Source organism: Amycolatopsis sp. FBCC-B4732 (genome assembly GCF_023008405.1).
GTDB lineage: Bacteria > Actinomycetota > Actinomycetes > Mycobacteriales > Pseudonocardiaceae > Amycolatopsis > Amycolatopsis pretoriensis_A.
The window spans coordinates 7,328,362-7,348,245 of record NZ_CP095376.1 but is presented as its reverse complement, the minus strand read 5'-3'; the positions used below and the strand labels follow the sequence as shown (position 1 = coordinate 7,348,245).

General features: G+C 69.7%; 19 protein-coding genes. 11 read left to right on the top strand and 8 right to left on the bottom strand.

What is annotated here, in order from left to right; translation table 11 throughout:
* Complete coding sequence (locus MUY14_RS32500; RefSeq protein WP_247014809.1) at positions 1–1,095, top strand: adenosine deaminase; 1,095 nt, start codon at positions 1–3, stop codon at positions 1,093–1,095.
* Positions 1,096–1,206: 111 nt separating this feature from the next.
* Positions 1,207–2,415 carry an MFS transporter gene (locus tag MUY14_RS32495; RefSeq protein WP_247014807.1) on the top strand — a complete coding sequence of 403 codons (1,209 nt, stop codon included), beginning with the start codon at positions 1,207–1,209 and terminating at the stop codon, positions 2,413–2,415.
* A gap of 263 nt (positions 2,416–2,678) precedes the next feature.
* Here the strand turns inward: MUY14_RS32495 and MUY14_RS32490 are convergent, their stop codons facing one another.
* Complete coding sequence (locus MUY14_RS32490) at positions 2,679–3,947, bottom strand: primosomal protein (RefSeq protein WP_247014805.1); 1,269 nt, start codon at positions 3,945–3,947, stop codon at positions 2,679–2,681.
* Positions 3,948–4,094: 147 nt separating this feature from the next.
* Here MUY14_RS32490 and MUY14_RS32485 point away from each other — a divergent pair, with 147 nt between their 5' ends.
* Positions 4,095–6,599, top strand: a complete 2,505-nt coding sequence (locus MUY14_RS32485; RefSeq protein WP_247014803.1) for an RNA helicase — start codon at positions 4,095–4,097, stop codon at positions 6,597–6,599.
* Positions 6,600–6,699: 100 nt separating this feature from the next.
* Positions 6,700–7,740, top strand: coding sequence for a C45 family peptidase (locus tag MUY14_RS32480; protein ID WP_247014802.1), 1,041 nt, complete (start codon positions 6,700–6,702; stop codon positions 7,738–7,740).
* Position 7,741: 1 nt separating this feature from the next.
* Here the strand turns inward: MUY14_RS32480 and MUY14_RS32475 are convergent, their stop codons facing one another.
* Entirely contained in the window at positions 7,742–8,323 is a 582-nt protein-coding gene (locus tag MUY14_RS32475; protein WP_247014800.1) for an NADPH-dependent F420 reductase, read from the bottom strand.
* A gap of 68 nt (positions 8,324–8,391) precedes the next feature.
* Between MUY14_RS32475 and MUY14_RS32470 the strand changes: the two genes are divergently transcribed.
* Positions 8,392–8,715 (top strand): helix-turn-helix domain-containing protein, encoded by a 324-nt coding sequence (locus tag MUY14_RS32470; protein WP_247014798.1) that lies wholly within the window; start codon positions 8,392–8,394, stop codon positions 8,713–8,715.
* Here the strand turns inward: MUY14_RS32470 and MUY14_RS32465 are convergent.
* Together MUY14_RS32465 and MUY14_RS32460 are read right to left on the bottom strand one after the other, a co-directional pair.
* Positions 8,606–9,256 carry a hypothetical protein gene (locus tag MUY14_RS32465; protein ID WP_247014796.1) on the bottom strand — a complete coding sequence of 217 codons (651 nt, stop codon included), beginning with the start codon at positions 9,254–9,256 and terminating at the stop codon, positions 8,606–8,608. The two genes, MUY14_RS32470 and MUY14_RS32465, sit on opposite strands and share 110 nt — an antisense overlap.
* 149 nt (positions 9,257–9,405) lie before the next feature.
* Positions 9,406–10,401 carry a sugar-binding transcriptional regulator gene (locus MUY14_RS32460; protein ID WP_247014795.1) on the bottom strand — a complete coding sequence of 332 codons (996 nt, stop codon included), beginning with the start codon at positions 10,399–10,401 and terminating at the stop codon, positions 9,406–9,408.
* A gap of 129 nt (positions 10,402–10,530) precedes the next feature.
* On the opposite strand from MUY14_RS32460, the gene MUY14_RS32455 reads away from it, so the two are divergent.
* The 4 genes from MUY14_RS32455 to MUY14_RS32440 are packed head-to-tail and all read left to right on the top strand — an operon-like array spanning position 10,531 to position 14,618.
* Positions 10,531–11,535, top strand: a complete 1,005-nt coding sequence (locus MUY14_RS32455; protein ID WP_247014793.1) for a zinc-dependent alcohol dehydrogenase family protein — start codon at positions 10,531–10,533, stop codon at positions 11,533–11,535.
* Positions 11,522–12,862: a sugar ABC transporter substrate-binding protein gene (locus MUY14_RS32450; RefSeq protein WP_247014791.1), complete on the top strand. Its 1,341-nt coding sequence runs from the start codon at positions 11,522–11,524 to the stop codon at positions 12,860–12,862. The genes MUY14_RS32455 and MUY14_RS32450 overlap by 14 nt, the downstream gene beginning before the upstream one ends.
* The gene (locus MUY14_RS32445) at positions 12,862–13,794 is read left to right on the top strand and encodes a carbohydrate ABC transporter permease (protein ID WP_247014789.1); all 933 of its coding nucleotides are present in this window, start codon (positions 12,862–12,864) and stop codon (positions 13,792–13,794) included. Before MUY14_RS32450 ends, MUY14_RS32445 begins: the two co-directional genes overlap by 1 nt.
* The gene (locus tag MUY14_RS32440; protein ID WP_247014787.1) at positions 13,791–14,618 is read left to right on the top strand and encodes a carbohydrate ABC transporter permease; all 828 of its coding nucleotides are present in this window, start codon (positions 13,791–13,793) and stop codon (positions 14,616–14,618) included. Before MUY14_RS32445 ends, MUY14_RS32440 begins: the two co-directional genes overlap by 4 nt.
* Before the next feature lie 275 nt (positions 14,619–14,893).
* Here MUY14_RS32440 and MUY14_RS32435 read toward each other — a convergent pair whose 3' ends face one another.
* The 3 genes from MUY14_RS32435 to MUY14_RS32425 are packed head-to-tail and all read right to left on the bottom strand — an operon-like array spanning position 14,894 to position 17,566.
* Positions 14,894–15,088, bottom strand: a complete 195-nt coding sequence (locus tag MUY14_RS32435; RefSeq protein WP_086858280.1) for a ferredoxin — start codon at positions 15,086–15,088, stop codon at positions 14,894–14,896.
* A 41-nt stretch (positions 15,089–15,129) separates the two neighbouring features.
* Positions 15,130–16,335, bottom strand: a complete 1,206-nt coding sequence (locus MUY14_RS32430; RefSeq protein WP_247014785.1) for a cytochrome P450 — start codon at positions 16,333–16,335, stop codon at positions 15,130–15,132.
* 7 nt (positions 16,336–16,342) lie between these two features.
* The gene (locus MUY14_RS32425; RefSeq protein WP_247014782.1) at positions 16,343–17,566 is read right to left on the bottom strand and encodes a cytochrome P450; all 1,224 of its coding nucleotides are present in this window, start codon (positions 17,564–17,566) and stop codon (positions 16,343–16,345) included.
* 179 nt (positions 17,567–17,745) lie between these two features.
* Here MUY14_RS32425 and MUY14_RS32420 point away from each other — a divergent pair, with 179 nt between their 5' ends.
* Both MUY14_RS32420 and MUY14_RS32415 read left to right on the top strand, forming a co-directional pair.
* A complete protein-coding gene (locus MUY14_RS32420) occupies positions 17,746–18,384 on the top strand; it encodes a TetR/AcrR family transcriptional regulator (protein WP_247014780.1) in 639 nt (212 codons plus the stop codon).
* A gap of 268 nt (positions 18,385–18,652) precedes the next feature.
* Positions 18,653–19,315: a GH12 family glycosyl hydrolase domain-containing protein gene (locus MUY14_RS32415; RefSeq protein WP_247014778.1), complete on the top strand. Its 663-nt coding sequence runs from the start codon at positions 18,653–18,655 to the stop codon at positions 19,313–19,315.
* Here the strand turns inward: MUY14_RS32415 and MUY14_RS32410 are convergent.
* Positions 19,312–19,884, bottom strand: a complete 573-nt coding sequence (locus tag MUY14_RS32410; RefSeq protein WP_247014776.1) for a hypothetical protein — start codon at positions 19,882–19,884, stop codon at positions 19,312–19,314. The genes MUY14_RS32415 and MUY14_RS32410 overlap by 4 nt on opposite strands.

Genomic DNA, 19,884 nt, shown 5'->3' with positions numbered 1-19,884 from the left:
ATGCCTGACGAAAGCCCTGTTCTGACCGGCGAGACGCTCCGCCGCGCGCCCAAGGTGCTGCTGCACGACCACCTGGACGGCGGTCTCCGCCCGGCCACCGTCGCCGAACTGGCCGAGCGAACCGGCTATACCGGACTGCCCACCAGCGACCCGGCCGAGCTGGGCAGCTGGTTCCGCCGGGCGGCCGATTCCGGGTCGCTCGTGTCCTACCTCGAGACCTTCGCGCACACCTGCGGGGTGATGCAGACGGAGGATGCGCTGGTCAGGGTCGCCGCGGAAGCGGTCGAGGACCTGGCCGCCGACGGCGTCGTCTACGCCGAGGTGCGCTACGCACCGGAGTTGTTCGTCGAACGCGGTCTGTCACTCGATGCGGTGGTCGAGGCCGTCCAAGCGGGGTTCACGGAGGGCACTCGCCGCGTGGCCGCGAACGGCGGCAGCATCCGCGTCGCGACGTTGCTCTGCGCGATGCGCCAGCACGCCCGCGCCCTCGAGATCGCCGACCTCGCCGTCCGCTACCGCGACGCCGGCGTCGCCGGGTTCGACATCGCGGGCCCGGAAGACGGATTTCCCCCGACCCGCAATCTCGACGCGTTCGAATACCTGCGCCAGAACAATGCGCATTTCACCATTCACGCCGGCGAAGCGTTCGGTTTGCCGTCCATTTGGGAGGCGATTCAGCACTGCGGCGCCGAGCGGCTCGGGCACGGCGTGCGCATCGCCGAGGACATCAAGACCGACGCGGACGGCACGGTCCACCTTGGACGGTTGGCCGCGTATGTCCGCGACCGCCGCATCCCCCTGGAGATCTGCCCGACGTCGAACGTCCAAACAGGCACGGTCCGCTCGATCGCCGAGCACCCGATCGGCCTGCTCGCCAAGCTGCGCTTCCGGGTGACCGTGAACACGGACAACCGGCTGATGAGCGGATGCACGATGACCAGCGAATTCGCCGCGCTGCACGAGTCCTTCGGGTATGGCCTGGACGACTTCCGCTGGTTCACCATCAACGCGATGAAATCCGCGTTCATCGATTTCGACGCGCGGATCGCGCTGATCGACGGCGTCATCAAGCCCGGGTACGCCGCGCTGGCCTGACCCGCGCGCCGGGAGGACCGCGGCCGCCGAACGGTGGTTGCGGTCCTTAGCCATGCCAACTATCGTTCACCATGTAGGAATTATTTCCCGATATTTGGGACGGTGGCGAAGATGGCGCAGGTCGCGGACGGCTCGGTGGAGCGGGTGCAGGCGAGTTCACGGCGGTGGCTCATCCTCGCGCTCGGCCTCGCCGCGCAGACCGCGAGCTGCTCGTTCCTCTACGGCCTCCCGTTCCTGGTCCCCGCGATGCGCGCGGGGGAGGGGCTCACGCTGGCGGAGGCCGGCACGGTCGTCGCGGCCCCGAGCATCGGGCTGTTGTTCACCCTGATCGTGTGGGGCGCGGCTGCGGACCGTTACGGAGAGCGCCTGATCATGGCTCTCGGACTGGGTGCCTCGGGGTTACTCCTGGTGTACGCCGGAGTCGGTGATCACTCGGTCGGGCTGCTCTTTGGGGTGTTCCTGGCGGCCGGCGCGTGCACGGCCTCGGTGAACGCGGCGAGCGGCCGCGTGGTGATGGGCTGGTTCGCGAAGTCCGAGCGGGGCGTCGCGATGGGGATCCGCCAGACGGCCCAGCCGCTCGGCGTCGGCGTCGCGGCGCTGGGGCTGCCGCCGCTGGCCGCGCACTTCGGGTTCCGCGCGGCCGTGCTGCTCCCGGCGGGGCTCGCGATCGTCGTCGCGCTGCTGGTGGCGTGGCTGGTGACGGACCCGCCCCGGCCCCCTCGGGCGGCCGGCGCGGTCAAGCCGCCTTCGCCGTACCGGCACGCGACGCTGTGGCGGGTGCACGGGGCGAGCGCGCTGCTGGTGGTCCCGCAGTTCGCGGTGTCGGCGTTCGCGCCGGTGTACCTGGTGTCGGTGCAGCACTGGAGCGCGCTGTCGGCGGGCTGGTACCTGGCGGTGGTCCAGGTGCTGGGCGCGCTGGGCCGCCTCGGCTCGGGCTGGTGGTCCGACCGCGTCGGCAGCCGCCTGCGCCCGATGCGGCAGCTGGCGGTGCTGAGCTGCGCGGTGATGCTGCTGGTGGCACTGGGCGACGTCTCGTGGCTCTGGCTGGTGCTGCTGGCACTGGCGCTGGCGGGGATCATCACGGTGGCCGACAACGGCCTGGGCTTCACGGCGTCGGCCGAGCTGGCGGGCCTGGCCTGGTCTGGCCGCGCGATGGGCACGCAGAACACGGGCCAGAACATCGCGGCCTCGCTGACCCCGCCCCTGCTGGGCCTGGTGATCGGCGACAGCCGCTACGCACTGGCTTTCTGCGTGGCGGCGATCTTCCCGGCCCTGGCGGTGGCGATGGTCCCGGTCCGCGCGGAGCACCACGAGTCCTGACACCCGCCCGCGGGGGCGCCCCCCGTCTCCAGCGTATCGGCGGCCACTGACGAAAACCGGCCGTCCGCGGCCGGGCCGACCCGGGTTGTCCACAACCGGCTGGGCCTGTGGACCGCTGCTACGCGTCCGGGCGGCGACGTCGTGAACGACCCTTTCATGACGTCAGACGACATGAACGACCCTTTCATGACATCCGGTGCACCCCGGACACGACGAAGGCCGCCTCCCCGAACCAGCGGGGAAGCGGCCTCCGGAGTGAAAGATCAAGCCACCGTCAGGCGGTTCTCGAACGTCTCGACGAGCTTGCGCCAAGCGCTCTGCTCCGCGTCGAACGGCGCGCTCGGCTCGAGGCGCGTCGGGTCCGGGCGGAGCACGAACGACACCAGCCAGCCGAGGCTTTCGTTCGACGCCAGCGCCGTTTCGACGCTCTCGTCGCCCGCCCAGTCGGCCGCGTCCGTGATCAGCTCGACCGCCAGCTCCAGCTGCGTCGGGTCGATCGCCTCCGGGCCCTCCGCGATGTCCGCGTCGAGGCCGGTCAGCACGTACGTGTTCTCCGCGTCGACCTCGATCTCGAGCTCGCCGGCCGTGGCCTTCGCCAGCACCTCGTCCCACGTGGACACGTCGGCGAGGTCCGTGTCGGCCAGGTCCTTGCCGTCGGCCAGGGCCCGCGCCAGCGCCTTCTCGGACGTGAACACGTCGATCTCGCCCTCGCTGCCGAGGAAGACCGGGGTGTCGTCGAGGTAGCAGCGCAGCGTGTAGTACTCCGCGCCGGAGGTGATGATCTTGATCGGGTCGATGCCGACCTCGGCCCAGAAGCCGACCGGGCCCTCTTCCTCGTCTTCGTCGTCGTCCTCGTCGTCCGAGTCCGCGGCGTCGATCGCCTCGAGGTCCTCTTCGCCCTCCGCGCCGGCCTCGGCCTCGGCGGACTCCTCGTGGAACGCCGCCAGCTCCTCGGCGGTCTGCTCCAGCACCTTCTCGTCGACGTCCGGCGCCGTCACCAGGCCGTCGATCGCGTCCAGCACGGTGTCCCACTTCGTCGACACCGTCTCGGACAGGTCGTTCCACACCTGCACGCCGACGCTCCCGGTGAACGGGAGGGTGCCCTGGTCGAGCAGCGAGAAGCCCTCGGTCGAGTCGAGGATCTCGTGGACCTCTTCGAGGTCGCAGACGTCGGCGAGCGAGCGCACGATGCCGACGATCTCGGCCAGCTCGGCGATGTGCCAGACGTCCGGCTCCTCGGCGACGAGCTCGGGCACGCCGACGAGGTCGTACGTGTGGTCCTCGTCCGGGATCAGCTCGGGCACGTTCAGCGACGGCACCGCGTCCCACGCCGGGTGGTCGAGCAGGTCGTGCCGCTCGGACGTGCGGACGAAGGCGGCCAGGTGCGCGGCGTCCGGGAAGGCGTACAGGTCGTCCTCGTCGCCGAGGAACGCTTCCCACTCCTCGCCGTCTTCCCGCCAGCGCGGGGCCCACAAGGTGACGACGTCGCCTTGTGGCAGCCCGAGTTCGATCGGGATGATGTCCTGTGCCATTCCTAAGCCCTCCGGAGTACCGCCCGTGTGCGCGCGACACCGTATCTGCCGGTCGAAGCGCGGTAACGCGAAGCCTACGGGTTTACCACTCGTGATGCGATCGCCCCTGCCGACTTTGCGACGAGCGGATGGCACGATGGACCCCTGATGACTCTCACAGACCTCCTGCCTGCGGATCCCGACCCCGACGCCCTGTTCGAAGCGTTCACGACCTGGACGGCCGATCGGGGCATCGAGCTGTACCCGGCGCAGGAGGAGGCGGTGATGGAGGTCGTCTCCGGATCGAACGTCATCCTCTCGACGCCGACCGGCTCCGGGAAGAGCCTCGTCGCCGTCGGCGCGCACTTCACCGCGCTCGCCCAGGGCCGCCGCAGCTACTACACCGCGCCCATCAAGGCCCTCGTCTCGGAGAAGTTCTTCCAGCTCATCGAGATCTTCGGCGCCGACAACGTCGGGATGATGACGGGTGACTCCAGTGTCAACCCCGACGCCCCGATCATCTGCTGCACGGCCGAAATCCTGGCGAACATCGCGTTGCGCTTCGGCGCCGAGGCGCCGGTCGGGCAGGTCGTCGCCGACGAGTTCCACTTCTACTCCGAGCCCGACCGCGGCTGGGCGTGGCAGGTGCCGCTGCTGGAGCTGCCGAAGGCCCAGTTCGTCCTGATGTCGGCGACGTTGGGCGACGTGTCCTTCTTCGAAAAGGACCTCACCCGCCGCACCGGCAAGCCGACGGCCGTCGTCACGTCGGCCCAGCGCCCGGTGCCGCTGACCTTCCGGTACGCGCTGACGCCGTTGCACGAGACCATGTCGGAGCTGCTCCACGGCGGTCAGGCGCCGGTTTACGTCGTGCACTTCTCGCAGGCCGCGGCCATCGAGCGGGCGCAGACGCTGATGAGCATCAACGTCACGACCAAGGCCGAGAAAGAGGCCATCGCGGAGCTGATCGGCGACTTCCGGTTCGCCGCCGGCTTCGGCAAGACGCTCTCGCGGCTGGTCCGCCACGGCATCGGCGTGCACCACGCCGGGATGCTGCCGAAGTACCGCCGGCTGGTCGAGACCTTGGCCCAGTCGGGGCTGCTCAAGGTGATCTGCGGGACCGACACCCTCGGCGTCGGCATCAACGTGCCGATCCGGACGGTGGTCTTCTCCGCGCTGACCAAGTACGACGGCGTCCGCCAGCGCCACCTCAAGGCGCGCGAGTTCCACCAGATCGCCGGCCGCGCCGGGCGCGCGGGCTACGACACCGACGGCTACGTCGTCGTGCAGGCGCCCGACCACGTCGTCGAGAACGCGAAGGCGCTGGAGAGGGCGGGCGACGACCCGAAGAAGAAAAAGAAGATCGTCCGGAAGAAGGCGCCGGAGGGCTTCGTCAACTGGACCGAGAGCACGTTCGACCGGCTGATCGCGGCCGAGCCCGAGCCGCTGACGTCCAGCTTCAAGGTCACGCACTCGATGCTGCTCAACGTGATTTCGCGGCCGGGCAACGCCTTCGACTCGATGCGGCACCTCCTGGAGGACAACCACGAGGACCGCGCGTCGCAGCGCAAGCTGATCCTGCGCGCCATCGCGATCTACCGCGCGCTGCTCGCCGCCGGCGTCGTCGAACGGCTGGACGAGCCGGACGAGCAGGGCCGGATCATCCGGCTCACCGTCGACCTGCAGTTCGACTTCGCGCTCAACCAGCCGCTTTCGCCGTTCGCGCTGGCCGCGATCGACCTGTTCGAACTGGACTCGCCGAGCTACCCGCTCGACGTCGTGTCCACTGTGGAATCCACTGTGGACAACCCGCGGCCGGTGCTGTCGCAGCAGCAGTTCAAGGCGCGCGGCGAGGCCGTGAACGCGATGAAGGCCGAGGGCATCGAGTACGACGAGCGGATGGAGCTGCTCGAGAACGTCAGCTACCCGAAGCCGCTGGAAGAGCTGCTGCAGGGCGCGTTCCACAGCTACCGCCAGGGCCACCCGTGGGTCGACGACTACGAGCTCTCGCCGAAGTCCGTGGTGCGCGACATGTACGAGCGCGCGATGAACTTCGTCGAGTACATCGGTTTCTACCAGCTCGCCCGGTCCGAAGGCCTGGTGCTGCGCTACCTCACGGACGTCTACGACTCGCTGCGCCACACGGTTCCGGACGAGGCGAAGACCGAGCCGCTGCAGGACCTCATCGAGTGGCTCGGTGAGCTGGTCCGGCAGGTCGACTCGAGCCTGCTGGACGAGTGGGAAGCCCTGCGGCACCCGGACGAAGAGGGCCCGGTGTCGACGCGGCCGCCGTCCGAACCCCCGGCCGTCACGCGCAACGAGCGCGCGTTCCGCGTCCTGGTGCGCAACGAGCTGTTCCGCCGCGTCGAGCTGTTCGGGCGGCGGGCGTGGTTCCCGCTCGGCGAGCTGGACGCGGCTTCGGGCTGGGACGCCGACGCGTGGCAGGAAGCCATCGAGGACTACTTCGAGGAGTACGACTCGCTCGGCACCGGCCCGGACGCGCGCGGCCCGGCCCTGCTGCTGATCGAGCAGCAGCCGGACGTCTGGAAGGTGCGGCAGATCTTCGACGACCCGGCCGGCGACCACGACTGGGGCATCAGCGCCGAAGTGGACCTGGCCGCGTCGGATGAGGCCGGGGCCGCGGTGCTCCGGGTGATTGCGGTCGGCGCCCACTGACGCTTTCGGGGGTTCCTGGTGGCGGAGCCCCCGGCCCGGGGCGAAGCCCCGGATGGCACCGACCGTTGCGGATTCCCGACCCCTCAGTCATCGTGAGCACATGGTGGCGACAGTGCGGGAGCACCGGATCGGCGACGTGCGCTGGACGATCGTCCGGGGGCCCCGGGAAGCCGCTTTCCGCGAGCTGGGGGCGTACGCCGCCGACGACATCCGGACCGTCCTCGCGGGACTGCCGTCGTGGCCGGTCGCCGCGCGGGCCCGCCGGTCGCCGGTGCGGTTCCGGGCGATCGAAGCGGCGTCGCAGGTCGAGCACCCGGACGCGTACGCCGAGCTGACGGCGCTGGCCGCGGGCGCGGGCGTCCCGTTCGACGACCTGCTGCTGGCCAACCTGCGCGGCGACCTCGGCGCGGGCGACGGCACCGGCTGCACGGACCTCGCGTGGGCGGGTTCGCCGTCGCTGCTCGGTCACAACGAGGACGGCGCCCCGGTGTTCGACGGCATCGGCCGCCTGCTGACGCTGCTGCTCGACGGCGAGCCCGGCGTGTGCGTCTGGTGGTACCCGGGTTTCCTGCCGTCGAACACGTTCACGCTGACGACGCACGGGCTGGTGTGGGGCATCGACAGCGTGAGCGTGGTGACGCCGTCGCCGTGCGCCGGCCGCCACTTCGTGGCCCGCACGGCCCAGCGCGCGACTTCGGTGCCGGAAGCGGTGTCCCTGCTGCGTTCCCACGCTTCGGCGGGCGGCTTCGCGTACACGATGGGCCGGCTGGGCGCGCCGGCGGTGACGGTGGTGGAGAAGGCGGGCCACGACACCGCGGTGTCCACTGTGATCAGTGGGCTTTCCTGGCACACCAACCACTTCCGCCAGCTACCGCACCTGGACGTCGCGGGGGAGGAGAGCCTCGACCGCGCGGAGGTGTGCGCGCACCTGGCCCCGACGTCCTCGGACGCGAAGTGGCTGGTCTCGACGTTGACGAACGACGTCCACCGCACCGCGACCGGCGGCGACGAGCTGCTGACGTTGAGCACGGTGGTGACGGACCTCGGTTCGGGCGAGGTGACGCTGGTACCCCGCGGCGGGGAGCCGCTGCAGGCGCGGGCACCGGACCTGGCCGCGGGGAACGTCGACGCCGTGGGCTGAGCTACGCCACCGGGGTCAGGATCGCCTGGGCGTCTTCGCCCGCGAACCACAGCCCGATGGCGAACGCCGCCGTGGCCTCCAGCAGGGCCGCGCGGTCCAGACCACCCGCGACCACCGGCTTCGCGCCGACGTCCCGCACCAGCGTGCTCACCGCTTCCAGCGCAGCCGGGTCGTCGCCGCACAACGGAACCGACAGCGGGCGGCCGCCGAACACCGGGGGTGTCATCCGCCAGACGTCGACGTGGGCGAGGTTGAACGCCTTCACCACGTGGGCGTCCGTGGCGATCCGCGCCGCCACCGGTGCCCCGGTCAGTGCCGGGTCGTTGGTGCAGTCCACCAGCACCTTCCCGGCCAGGGGACCCGCCGCCGCGACGACCTCGCCGACCGCGGACGACGGCACCGCCAAGAGCAGCACGTCGGCGAACTCCGCCGTCTCGCGCCAAGAACCGGGGGAAGCGCCGAGTCGCGCCGCCAACGCGGCGGGGCCGGACCGGCCGCTCACCCGAAGCTCGTGGCCGGCCCTCGCCCACTGCGTGCCGAGCGCGTCCGCCATCCCGCCAGTGCCGAAGATCCCGATCCGCATGCGTCCTCCTTGTGCTTGGCTGGTACCAGCACGACGGTAGGAACCCGGGAAGGAACCGAACGGTAACCATGGACTTCCTCGCCGACTGCCGGACGCGGCTCGCGTTCGACCTGGTCGCCAACACCTGGAACCCGGTGGTGCTGTGGGCGCTGCGCCACGGCCCGCGCCGGCACGTCGACCTGCGGCGCGAGATCGGCGGGATCAGCGCCAAGGTGCTCACCGAAGCCGTGCGGCGCCTGGAGACCGACGGGCTCGTCGAGCGCCGCGAAGGTGCGTACGCGCTTACGTCGCTGGGCTCGAGCTTCCTGGCGCCGATCGAGGGCTTCGGGCGGTGGGCCGCCGAGCACGGCGACGCCGTCGTCGCCGCTCAAAACCGAGCACGATCAGCGTGACCAGCGACAACGCCGGGAGCGGGTAGCCCAGCAGCAGTCCGGCGGTGACGTCGAACGCCGGCGCGCCGACTCCCGCCACGAACACCCAGGCCGGCGCGGTCGGTGGCTTCGCGGGCGGCGACCACGGCGTCTTGCGGCCCGGCTTCGCGATCGAAAGCCACGCCTGGAACGCCAGCGCGCTCGCCATCAGCGACGCGCCCGCGACCTGCGGCCGGACGACGGTGCCGGTGTCCGCCGAATCGCGCAGCGCCGGCGAGAGCAGGAAGATCCCGGCGTAGAGCTGCACCAGCGTCAGGACGAACTTCGTGAGCACCCACCAGTGCCGGAAGTAGCCCCACGCCGTCGCGCCGGCGAGCAGGAGGCCGGTGAACGCGGAGACGTTCGCCATCGGCGCGAGCAGGACGGAGTCGAGCCGGTCGGCCATCGCGGGCGCGCCCGCCGACATCAGCACGACCAGCGCGAGGGCCTGGCTCATCCAGGCGACGGACGACACGACGTGCAGCCAGACGACGGCCTGGCGCCAGCGGGGAGAGGTCTTCACGCCGTCCAGGCTCGCCGGACCGGGCCCGGCGGCACATCGGGCGCGACCCCGGTTTCGCCCCGGAGCCGGGGAAGCCGCGCCTACCCCAGGCGAGGTACGCCGCCGCGAGTGCCGTACGTCCCAGGTTGTCCTGAGTGTTCAGGGCGGTTCTAACCGCCCTGAACACTCACGACCGGGTTCTTGGCCGCGAGCGCCAGCAGGGGGACCGCGGCGGCCGCGTCGGTGATCAGCGTCGACGCCATCCCGGACCGCAGCACCGCGTCCACCGCCGCCGCTTTCGGCTTGCTGTAGCCCAGCGCGATCACCTCCGGCACCGCCATCAGCTCCTCGTGGCTGATCGCCAGCACGTGGTGCGCCAGCCCGGTCGACAACGCGTTCCCGGCCGCGTCGAACAGCCGCGCGGCCACCTCCGCCGTCGCCCCGCGGGCCGCGATCGCCGCGCGCTCGGCCTCGTCCAGCGCGTCGTACACCGTCGACTCGCCGGGCTGCCACGCCCCGATGCTGACCACGGCTTTGGTGAGGTTCCGGAACTGCCCGAACGTTTCCGCGATCCCGGGCTGGCGCCGCAACGTCTCCGTCGTGCGCCGGTCGGGCAGCACCAGCGGGCCGAAGATCGGGTAGGCGTCGCCGCCGGACACGCTCGTCACGCGGCTGACCGTCTCCACCGAGCGGCCGCGCATGTCCACCCCCGCCTGCACCCCGCACAGCTGGACGACCGGGCAGCGCGGCAGCTTCCGGATCGCTTCGGTCATCGCGTTGACCGAGCGCGCCCACGACAACCCGATGACGTCGGACGGAGTGGCGATCTCCTCCAGCAGCCGGGCGGCCAGCGCCCCGATCTTCGCGCGGACGACCTCTCGCGGTTCTCGCTCGGTTGAGCGCTCCAATACGAGGGCTCGCTGCAGGCCGTACGCCGAGCGCACCTCGTCGGACAGGGCGAGGTCGACCGGCGCGGGCAGCGAGAACTCCACTCGAACGAGCCCGGACTCCCTGGCGGTGTCGAGCATCCGCGCGACCTTGAACCGGCTGACGCCGAACTCGTCGGCGATCTCCAGCTTGGAGCGTCCCTGCACGTAGAAGCGCCGGGCGACGGTCGCCAGCAGCATGGCTTCGGTCAAGGCCACCGGTTTGTTGGACGTGCTCATATGAGCACTATAGCCAGAAATCCCTGCAAAAGGTTGACGAATCACACACGTCAGACCTGTAATGCCTTCACATGTTCTCGACGCCAGAGGTCAATGCCGCTCATATGAGCGCGAGGAAAGGGGCTAGGCATGCGTGCCGCCATCATCGACCGGCCCGGCGAGATCAGGATCGGTGAGGTGCCCGATCCGAAGCCGCGGGAACGCGAGGTGGTCGTCAAGGTCGGGGCCTGCGGGATCTGCGGGACCGACCTGCACATCGCGGACGGGCACTTTCCGCCCACCCCGTACCCGATCGTCCCCGGCCACGAGTTCGCCGGGGAGATCGTCGAACTCGGCTCGGACGTGCCGGGCGGGTGGCAGGTCGGCGACCGCGTGGCCGTCGACCCCTCGCTGTTCTGCGGCTACTGCGGCCCGTGCCGCTCCGGCCACGGCAACCTCTGCGCCAACTGGAACGCCACCGGCGACACCGTCGACGGCGCCTTCGCCGAGTACGTCGCCGTCCCGTCGGCGAACTGCTACCGCATGCCCGACGCGATGACCTGGGAACAGGGCGCGCTGGTCGAACCCGTTTCCTGCGCGGTGCACGGCGTGCGCCGGGTCGGGGTCGAAGCCGGAGAGCGCTTCCTCGTCGTCGGGGCCGGCACGATGGGCCTGATCATGCAGCAGCTGCTGCAGCGGGCCGGCGCGCACGTCACGGTGGTCGACCGCAACGCCGAGCGGCTGCCGCGCGCGTCCCGGCTCGGCGCCGTCGCCACCGCGGCCGATGTCGGCGAGCTGAACGACGAGAAGTTCGACGTCGCCGTCGACTGCACCGGCGCCGCGCCCGCCATCGAAGCGGCGTTCGACGCCACCCGCCGCGGTGGCCGGCTGCTCGTCTTCGGTGTCGCACCGGCCGAAGCCCGCGTCGCGCTCTCGCCGTTCCGCATCTACAACGACGAGATCACCATCGTCGGCTCGATGGCCGTGCTCGACAGCTACGGCGCCGCGCTCGACCTCGTCGCGGACGGCGCGATCGACACCGGAGAGCTGCTCACCGACCGGCTGCCGCTCGAGCAGTACCCGGACGCGCTGGCCAAGATGCGCAGCGGCGCGGGCCTCAAGGTCCAGGTCCTCCCCGGAGGTGGCCGTGCGTAAGCTGCTCACCCTCCTCGCCGCGACGACGCTGGCGGCCACGGGGTGCGCGGGTGCCGGCTCGGTCGGCACCGGCGGCGCCACGCTCGTCATCGCGATCGTGTCGAACCCGCAGATGAAGGACGCGATCTCGCTCGCGCCGGAGTTCGAGAAGGCGACGGGCATCAACCTCAAGTTCGTTTCGCTGCCGGAAAACCAGGCCCGCGCCAAGATCACCGCGTCGACGGCCACCGAGGGCGGCGAGTTCGACGTCGTCATGATCAGCAACTACGAGGCCCCGCAGTGGGCGGCCAACGGCTGGCTCGAGAACCTCGAACCGCACATGGCGGCCACCCAGGGCTACGACGAAGGCGACTTCATCCCCAGCATCAAGCAGTCGCTGTCGTATGAGAACCAGATGTACGCCGTGCCGTTCTACGGCGAGTCGTCGTTCTTGGCCTACCGCAAGGACCTCTTCGAGAAGGCCGGGCTGACCATGCCGGCCAAACCGACGTGGCAGCAGGTCGCCGACTTCGCCGCGAAGCTCGACGACAAGGCCGACGGCGTCGCCGGCATCTGCCTGCGCGGCAAGCCCGGCTGGGGCGAGAGCCTCGCGCCGTTCAGCACGGTGGCCAACACCTTCGGCGCCCAGTACTTCGACAAGGACTGGAACGCCAAGCTGACGTCGCCGGAGTTCACGGAAGCCGCGAACTTCTACGTCGGCCTGATCCGCGACCACGGTGAGGTCGGCGCCTCCAGCGCCGGGTTCTCCGAGTGCGGCACGCGGTACACGCAGGGCCAGGCCGCGATGTGGTACGACGCCACGGTCATGGCGGGCACGAACGAAGACCCGTCGAGCAGCAAGATCGTCGGCAAGTCCGGGTACGCGCCGGCGCCGGTGGTCAAGACCCAGGCCAGCGGCTGGCTCTACACCTGGGCGCTCGGCATTCCGAAGGTCGCGAAGGACAAGGACGCGGCCTGGAAGTTCATGGCCTGGATGACCGACAAGGCGTACGTGCGGAAGGTCGGGGCGACCTACGGCTGGAACCGCGTCCCGCCGGGTGTGCGTCAGTCCACTTACGACATCCCGGACTACGCCAAGGCGGCCGCGGCGTACGCGAAGCCCACATTGGACGGGATCGCGGACGCGAACCAGCAGAAGGCCATGGCGAACCCGGTGCCCTACCCCGGCATCCAGTTCGTCGGCATCCCCGAGTTCCAGGACCTGGGCACCCGGGTGAGCCAGCAGCTGTCGGCGGCGATCGCCGGGCGCGAGTCGGTCGACGACGCGCTGAAGCAGTCCCAGGACTACGCCCGGACCGTGGGCGACTCCTACAAGGCGGTGCAGTGATGTCCACGCTTTCGGTCGACACGCCCCAACCCCGGACGCACGCGAAGGCCGCGGAGAAGAAGGGCCTGAGCACCGCGGCCAAGCGGCGGCTGCCGCTGCTGCCCGCGCTGGTCTTCGTCATCGCGGTGACGCAGCTTCCGTTCCTGCTCACCGTGTTCTACTCGTTCCAGTCGTGGAACCTGGTCCGCCCGGGTTCGCGGCACTTCGTCGGTCTCGACAACTACATCGACGTCTTCAGCGACACGACGTTCCTGGTCGCGCTGCTCAACACGGTGGTGCTGACGGTGGTGTGCGTGCTGGTCGCGCTGCTGCTGGGCCTCGGCCTGGCGATCCTGCTCGACCGGAAGTTCTTCGGCCGCGGCGTGGTCCGGACGTTGCTGATCACGCCGTTCCTGATCCTGCCCGCGGCCGGCGCGCTGCTGTGGAAGACGACGATGTTCGACCCGACCTACGGGTTGCTGCACTTCGTCTTCGGCACCGACGTCGACTGGCTTTCGGAGTTCCCGCTGGCGGCGGTGATGGCGCAGATCGTCTGGCAGTGGACGCCGTTCATGATGCTGCTCATCCTCGCGGGCCTGCAGAGCCAGTCCAAAGAGGTGTTGGAAGCGGCCTCCGTGGACGGTGCCAGCCGGTGGCGGACGTTCGTGTCCATCACGCTGCCGCACCTGTCCCGGTTCCTGCAGCTGGCGACGCTGTTGGGCGCGATCTACATCGTGAACAGCTTCGACGCGATCTTCCTGATGACGCAGGGCGGTCCGGGTACCGCGAGCACGAACCTGCCGTACTACATCTACCAGCGCGCGTTCGAAGGCTTCGACGTCGGCCAGTCGTCGGCGATGGGCGTGGTCGTGGTGATCCTGACGATGATCGTCGCGACTTTCGCGCTGCGCTTGATGTTCCGCACGTTCTCGGTGGACGGAGGCATCAAGTGACCACGCTCGCCCGCGGCAAGGCCGGCCCCCGTTCGCTCACCGTCGTCACGTGGATCATCGCGATCCTGTTCGTCTTCCCGCTGCTGTGGATGATCCTCACGGCGTTCAAGCAGGAGTCCGACGCCTACACCGATCCGCCGAAGCTGTTCTTCAGCCCGACGTTCGACCAGATCGCCAACGTGCTGAAGGGCGGGTTCCTGCCCTACGTGTCGAACTCCGCGTTCGTCACCGTGCTTTCGACGGTGCTGGTGCTCCTCCTGGGCATCCCGGCGGCGTACGCGTTGTCGCTGGCGCCGGTGAAGAAGACGTCGAACGCGCTCGGCTTCTTCCTCTCGACGAAGATGCTGCCGATCGTGGCGGCGATCATCCCGCTGTACATCATTTCCCAGAACACCGAGCTGCTGGACACGGTGTGGGCGCTGGTCATCCTGTACACGTCGATGAACCTGCCGCTGGCCATCTGGATGATGCGGTCGTTCTTCCTGGAAGTGCCGCACGAGATGATCGAGGCCGGGCGGATCGACGGCGCGAACCTGCCGACGTTGCTGCGAAAGATCATCATGCCGGTGGTCGCGCCCGGGATCGCGGCGACCGCGCTGATCTGCGTCATCTTCTCCTGGACTGAATTTTTCTGCGCGGTCAACCTGACAGCGGCGCGGGCCGGCACGGTGCCGGTGTTCCTCGTCGGGTTCATCACCAGTGAGGGCCTGTACTGGGCCCAGCTTTCCGCCGCGGCGCTGCTGGCCTCGCTGCCGGTGATGATCGTCGGCTGGATCGCGCAGAACCACCTCGTCCGCGGGCTTTCGATGGGAGCGGTGAAGTAGTTCGCGCCGTCGACGGTCTCGACCTCGCGGTGCCGGACGGCGAGTTCCTGGTGCTGGTCGGGCCCTCGGGCCTCCTGCGAGACGGCCAGATCGACGACGGTGTCCAGCCCACGGGTCCGGGGCGGTGTGGCGTCGAGCGTTGTGTGCCGCAGGGCGCGTGAGCGGTGCGCGACCACGCGCGGCAAAGCTGTGGATGACCAAGACCGAGGTGGATAACTCCGTCGTGAGTGTTTAGGGCGGCTAGAACCGCCCTAAACACTCACGACCGGGCCACGTCACTCCTGCAGCGAGAGGGCCTGGCTGGGGCAGACGTGCACCGCTTCGCGGGCCTTCTCGACCAGTTCGCCCTCGGGCGTCTCGTTCAGCACGATGACCGTGCCGTCGTCCTCGCTCTGGTCGAACAGCTCGGGCTCGGTGAGCACGCACTGACCGGCGCCGACGCACTTGCCGGTGTCCGCGATGATCTTCATGGTTCTTCTCTCCTGTGGTGGGAGGGCCGTCCGGTCGATCTCTACCAGGTCACCGGCAGCCGGTACAGGCCGTAGATGTTCGCGTCGTCCTTGAACGGCAGATCGTCGACGTCCGCGCCCAGCGCCAGCGACGGGATCCGGCGGAAGAGCGTGTCGAACACGATCTGCAGTTCCATCCGGGCCAGGTTCTGGCCGAGGCACTGGTGCGGCCCGAAGCCGAAGGCGACGTGGTGGCGCGCGCCGCGCTCGATGTCCAGCTCGTCGGCGTTCTCGAACGCGCGCGGGTCGCGGTTGGCCGAGTAGCCCAGCGCCAGCACGCCCTCGCCCGCCCGGATCAGCTGACCGCCGACCTCGACGTCCTCGACGCAGAGGCGCGCGGTGGCCGCGTCCACGATCGTCCAGTAGCGCAGCATCTCCTCGACCGCGTCGAGCGTCTTGCCCGGGTCGTCCTTGATCACCGCGAGCTGCCCGGGGTTGCGCAGGAACGCCACGGTGGACAGCGAAATCATGTTCGCCGTCGTCTCGTGCCCGGCCACCAGCAGCAGGAACCCGGTCGCGGCCAGCTGCTCCCGCCGGTACGTGCCGTCTTCGCGGAGCTTGACGATCTGCCGGCCGAGCAGGTCGTCCGGCGGGTTCGCCTCCTTCGTCGCGATGAGGTCGGCCATGTACCCGCGGATGGTGTCGAACGCCGCCCGCCGGTCCTCCGGCGACGTCGAGCGCTTGATCAGCTTCGCCGTGTGTTCCTGGAAGAAGTCGTGGTCGCCGTACGGGACGCCGAGCATCTCGCAGATCACCAGCGACGGCACGGGCAGCGAAAGCCCTTCCACCAGGTCACCGGGCTTCGGCCCGGCCAGCAGCGCGTCGATCCGCTCGTCGACGATCTGCTGGATCCGCGGCCGCAGCGCCTCCATCCGGCGGACGGTGAACTCGCCCAGCACGGCCTTGCGGGCCGGCCCGTGCTCCGGCGCGTCCATGGTGATCATGGTGCGCTCGTCGCCTTGGCGCCGGAACCCGCCCTTGACCAGCTGCGGGAAGTCCGGGTGCTGCCGGTCGGCGCTGAAGCGCCGGTCGTTCAGCACCGTCCGGACGTCCTCGAGCCGGGTGACCACCCAGGCCTGGCCGCCGTCGGGCAGCCGGACCCGCGAGACGGCGTCCTCCTCGCGGATCTCCTCGTACGCCGGCGGCGGCGCGAACGGGCACGTGCGGGTCATCGGAAACTCGTGGACGGGCTCTTCGACGGTGGTCATGGCGTCCTCACCAGGTCACGGGCAGGCAGTAGAGCCCGAAGATGGACGAGTCGTGCTTGAACGGCAGCTGGTCGACCGGCGCGGCCAGCTTCAGCTCCGGGAGGCGGCGGAAGAGCGTGTCGAACACGATCTGCAGCTCCATCCGGGCCAGGTTCTGGCCGAGGCACTGGTGCGGGCCGAAGCCGAAGGCGACGTGGTGGCGCGCGCCGCGCTCGAGGTCGAGTTCGTCGGCGTTCTCGAACGCGGCTTCGTCGCGGTTGCCGGAGTAGCTGAGGCCGAGCACGCCTTCGCCGGCGCGGATCAGCTGCCCGCCGATCTCGACGTCCTCGGTGGCGACGCGCGAGGTCGCGAACTCCGCGATCGTGAAGTACCGCAGCAGCTCCTCGACGGCGTCGAGCGTCTTGCCGGAGTCGTTCTTGATGATCTCGAGCTGGTCCGGGTTCTCCAGCAGCGCGACCGTGCCCAGCGAGATCATGTTCGCCGTCGTCTCGTGCCCGGCGATGAGCAGCAGGAACGCCAGCGAGACCAGCGAGTCGTGGTCGGCGTCGCCGTGCTCCTCGCGCTGCTTGAGGATCTGGCGGCCGAGCAGGTCGTCGGTCGGGTCGGCTTCCTTCTTGCTGACGAGCTGGTCGAGGTACTCCTGCAGCTCGTCGACGGCCTGGACCCGGACCTCCTGGTCGACGTCCCGGTTGAGCAGCGTCGAGCTGCGGACCTGGAAGAACTCGTGGTCGCCGTAGGGCACGCCGAGCAGCTCGCAGATGACCAGCGACGGCACCGGCAGCGAGAGCGCGGTGACGAGGTCGGCGGGCTTCGGGCCGGCCAGGATCGCGTCGATGTGCTCGTCGACGATCTGCTGGATGCGCGGCTCGAGCGCCTTCATCCGGCGGACGGTGAATTCGCCCACGACCTCGCGGCGGGCCGGCCCGTGCTCGGGCGGGTCCATGTTGATCAGCGACGCGGTGAAGTTGCTCCGGCGGACCGGCCGCCCCTGCTTGGTCAGGAACGGGAAGCCGGGGTTGAACCGGTCGGAGCTGAACCGCGGGTCGGTGAGCATCTGCCGGACGTCCTCGAGCCGGGTGATGGCCCAGGCCTCCTGGCCGGACTGCAGCTCGACGCGCTGGACCGGGCCCGCCGCGCGCAGCTTCCCGTAGGCCGCCGGCGGCGCGAACGGGCAGGTGCGTTCCAGCGGGAAGACTTCGTCCTTCGTGGTGGGTTCGGCGACTTCGGTCATTTCGGGCCCCCTAAAGCGGACGTAACGTATGCGGAGGATTACATTCCGGTTCTACGCCCCAACGTACCGAAGCGGAGGGAAGTCGTCCACTAGCTAACGGGTGACTGGTCGCGGAGCCAGTGCGTGGCCGCCTGACCGTGCGAGAATCACTCCGCGCGATTCAGCGAGGAGCGAACGGCATGACGGCAGACCCCGAGACCACCCTGCGGGCGGACGCGCGGCGCAACCGCGACCAGATCCTGGCCGCCGCGAAGAGCATCTTCGCCGTGTCCGGTCCCGAGGTGCCGATGGAGGAGATCGCCCGCGCCGCCGGCGTCGGCGTGGGCACGCTCTACCGGCGCTTCCCGGACCGGGACGCGCTGGTGCGCGCGGTCGCGATGGACAACTTCGAGCAGGTGCTGATCGACGCGAAGCGGATCGAAGCCGAGGAGACGTCGTCGTGGCGCGCGCTCGAGCGGCTGCTGCGGCAGTCGGTGGAGCTGCAGCTGAGCATCCAGCTGGCGATGGTGTCGCACCGGGCGCTGGTGATCCTGAAGAACGATCCGCAGGTCCGGCTGCTGCGGGACGAGATCCTGTCGGTGGTGGACCGGCTCGTGCACGGCGCGCAGGCCGAGGGCAAGCTCCGCGACGACGTCGGCGCCGGCGACATCGCGATCCTGTTCGCGACGCTGCTGCGCCAGATGCGCGCGAAGACCGCGGACGTCGCCGAAATGGCGGCCCGCCGCTGCGTCGGCATCATGATCGACGGCCTCAGCGCGCAGCCGGGAACCGAACTCCCGGGCCGTCCGATCACATCCCGTGACCTGGAACCCAGCTGATTCTCCGGATTTCCGTGTTAATGTTCCGCCTCGTTCTGCCTGATTCTGGCCGTGGGGCGGGAAAATGCGACGAAGAACCGCGTTGTTGGTCATTCCCTTGCTGCTGCTCGCGGGCTGCGGCCACGACGGTGTCACGCCGGTAGCCGGCACGGCTCCACCGCCACCGACGACGTCCAGCGCGTCGCTCGCGCCTGCGACTTCGGTGCCGTCGTCGGCGTCCCGACCTGCTATTACGCCGACACCGACCCCCACTCCGGCCCCACCGTCGGTGACCCCGGCACGCAACTGCGGCAGCCCGGAGTTCACGACGAGCGACCCCGACGGCGGCTGGTCGGACGGCGGTTACTACGTCCACAACAACATGTGGAACGCGGGCGAAGCGGGGCCGGAAACGCTGCGAGCCTGCGCGTACGACAACTGGTACGTCGATTCCGTCCAGCCGGATTCGACGTCGGTGAAAACCTATCCGAACGTGCACAAGGACATCGCCGACCAGAACGGGAAGCCGTTCAACGACTATTCGGTGATCAAGTCGACGTTCGCCGGCCGCGGCCCGGGCATCGGCGTCTACGACGTGGCGTACGACCTCTGGCTGAACGGCGTGGGCGACGGCAAGGGCGTCAGCGAGCTGATGGTCTGGACGGAGAACCGCAAACAGGTCCCGGCGGGCGACAAACTGACGACGTACACCGCGGGCGGCTTCACGTACGACGTCTGGGCGGAGGACGAAGGCTACGTGGCGTTCGTTTCGCGGACGACGCAGTACTCGGGAACGGTGGACCTGAAGGCGATGATCGCGTGGGCGATCGGGAAGGGGCTGATCCCGGCGAACCCGACGGTGAACCAGATCGGGTACGGGATCGAGTTCTGCTCGACGGGCGGGGGTAAGGCGCGGTTCACGCTGACGGACTTCTCGGTGTCGATGAGCTAGCGGGCGTAGCGCTGGATGGTCCGCTGGGAGGGGCGCAGAAGTGGCCAGCCGATCACGGCGTCGACGACGCCGAGCGCGAAAGCGATCAGCGGCATGACCAGGTACACGAAGATGCCGAAGGTGATCTGCGTGTACCCGTGCGGGTTGACCGGACCGGGATCGGACCAGGTCAGCGGAGTCGCGTAGAAGAGGTAGAACAGGGGGAGCACGACGATCGACGCGCACCCGCCGCAGAGCGGACCGGCCGAGATGGACGCCGGCCGCAGCCGCAGAACGTGGCCGGTTCCGCCCGGGTGGTGCCCGACCTCGATCCAGGCGGGCGCGAAGAGCAGCGCGACGCCGGACATCAGCAGCAGCACGGCGCTGAACATGGCGAGCATGACGGAGATGCCGTTGGTGGCGCTGTGACTGGTCGGCAGGCGGTAGCCCATGACCGGGACGGCGATGGCCATGGCCAGTGCGAGGGCGGTGGTCAGCCCGCCGAGCAGGGGCAGCGTGCGCTTCAGCTTGGCGACCAGCCGGGGCGGGAGCCACACGTAGGCCCGCGAGTCGATCGAGTGGCCGGGCAC

Excerpts from the sequence above, each read along its gene's own strand:
- MUY14_RS32500 (WP_247014809.1), top strand. The coding sequence starts at position 1 with ATGCCTGACGAAAGCCCTGTTCTGACCGGCGAGACGCTCCGCCGCGCG.
- MUY14_RS32495 (WP_247014807.1), top strand. The coding sequence starts at position 1,207 with ATGGCGCAGGTCGCGGACGGCTCGGTGGAGCGGGTGCAGGCGAGTTCA.
- MUY14_RS32490 (WP_247014805.1), bottom strand. The coding sequence starts at position 3,947 with ATGGCACAGGACATCATCCCGATCGAACTCGGGCTGCCACAAGGCGAC.
- MUY14_RS32485 (WP_247014803.1), top strand. The coding sequence starts at position 4,095 with ATGACTCTCACAGACCTCCTGCCTGCGGATCCCGACCCCGACGCCCTG.
- MUY14_RS32480 (WP_247014802.1), top strand. The coding sequence starts at position 6,700 with ATGGTGGCGACAGTGCGGGAGCACCGGATCGGCGACGTGCGCTGGACG.
- MUY14_RS32475 (WP_247014800.1), bottom strand. The coding sequence starts at position 8,323 with ATGCGGATCGGGATCTTCGGCACTGGCGGGATGGCGGACGCGCTCGGC.
- MUY14_RS32470 (WP_247014798.1), top strand. The coding sequence starts at position 8,392 with ATGGACTTCCTCGCCGACTGCCGGACGCGGCTCGCGTTCGACCTGGTC.
- MUY14_RS32460 (WP_247014795.1), bottom strand. The coding sequence starts at position 10,401 with ATGAGCACGTCCAACAAACCGGTGGCCTTGACCGAAGCCATGCTGCTG.
- MUY14_RS32455 (WP_247014793.1), top strand. The coding sequence starts at position 10,531 with ATGCGTGCCGCCATCATCGACCGGCCCGGCGAGATCAGGATCGGTGAG.
- MUY14_RS32445 (WP_247014789.1), top strand. The coding sequence starts at position 12,862 with ATGTCCACGCTTTCGGTCGACACGCCCCAACCCCGGACGCACGCGAAG.
- MUY14_RS32435 (WP_086858280.1), bottom strand. The coding sequence starts at position 15,088 with ATGAAGATCATCGCGGACACCGGCAAGTGCGTCGGCGCCGGTCAGTGC.
- MUY14_RS32430 (WP_247014785.1), bottom strand. The coding sequence starts at position 16,335 with ATGACCACCGTCGAAGAGCCCGTCCACGAGTTTCCGATGACCCGCACG.
- MUY14_RS32425 (WP_247014782.1), bottom strand. The coding sequence starts at position 17,566 with ATGACCGAAGTCGCCGAACCCACCACGAAGGACGAAGTCTTCCCGCTG.
- MUY14_RS32420 (WP_247014780.1), top strand. The coding sequence starts at position 17,746 with ATGACGGCAGACCCCGAGACCACCCTGCGGGCGGACGCGCGGCGCAAC.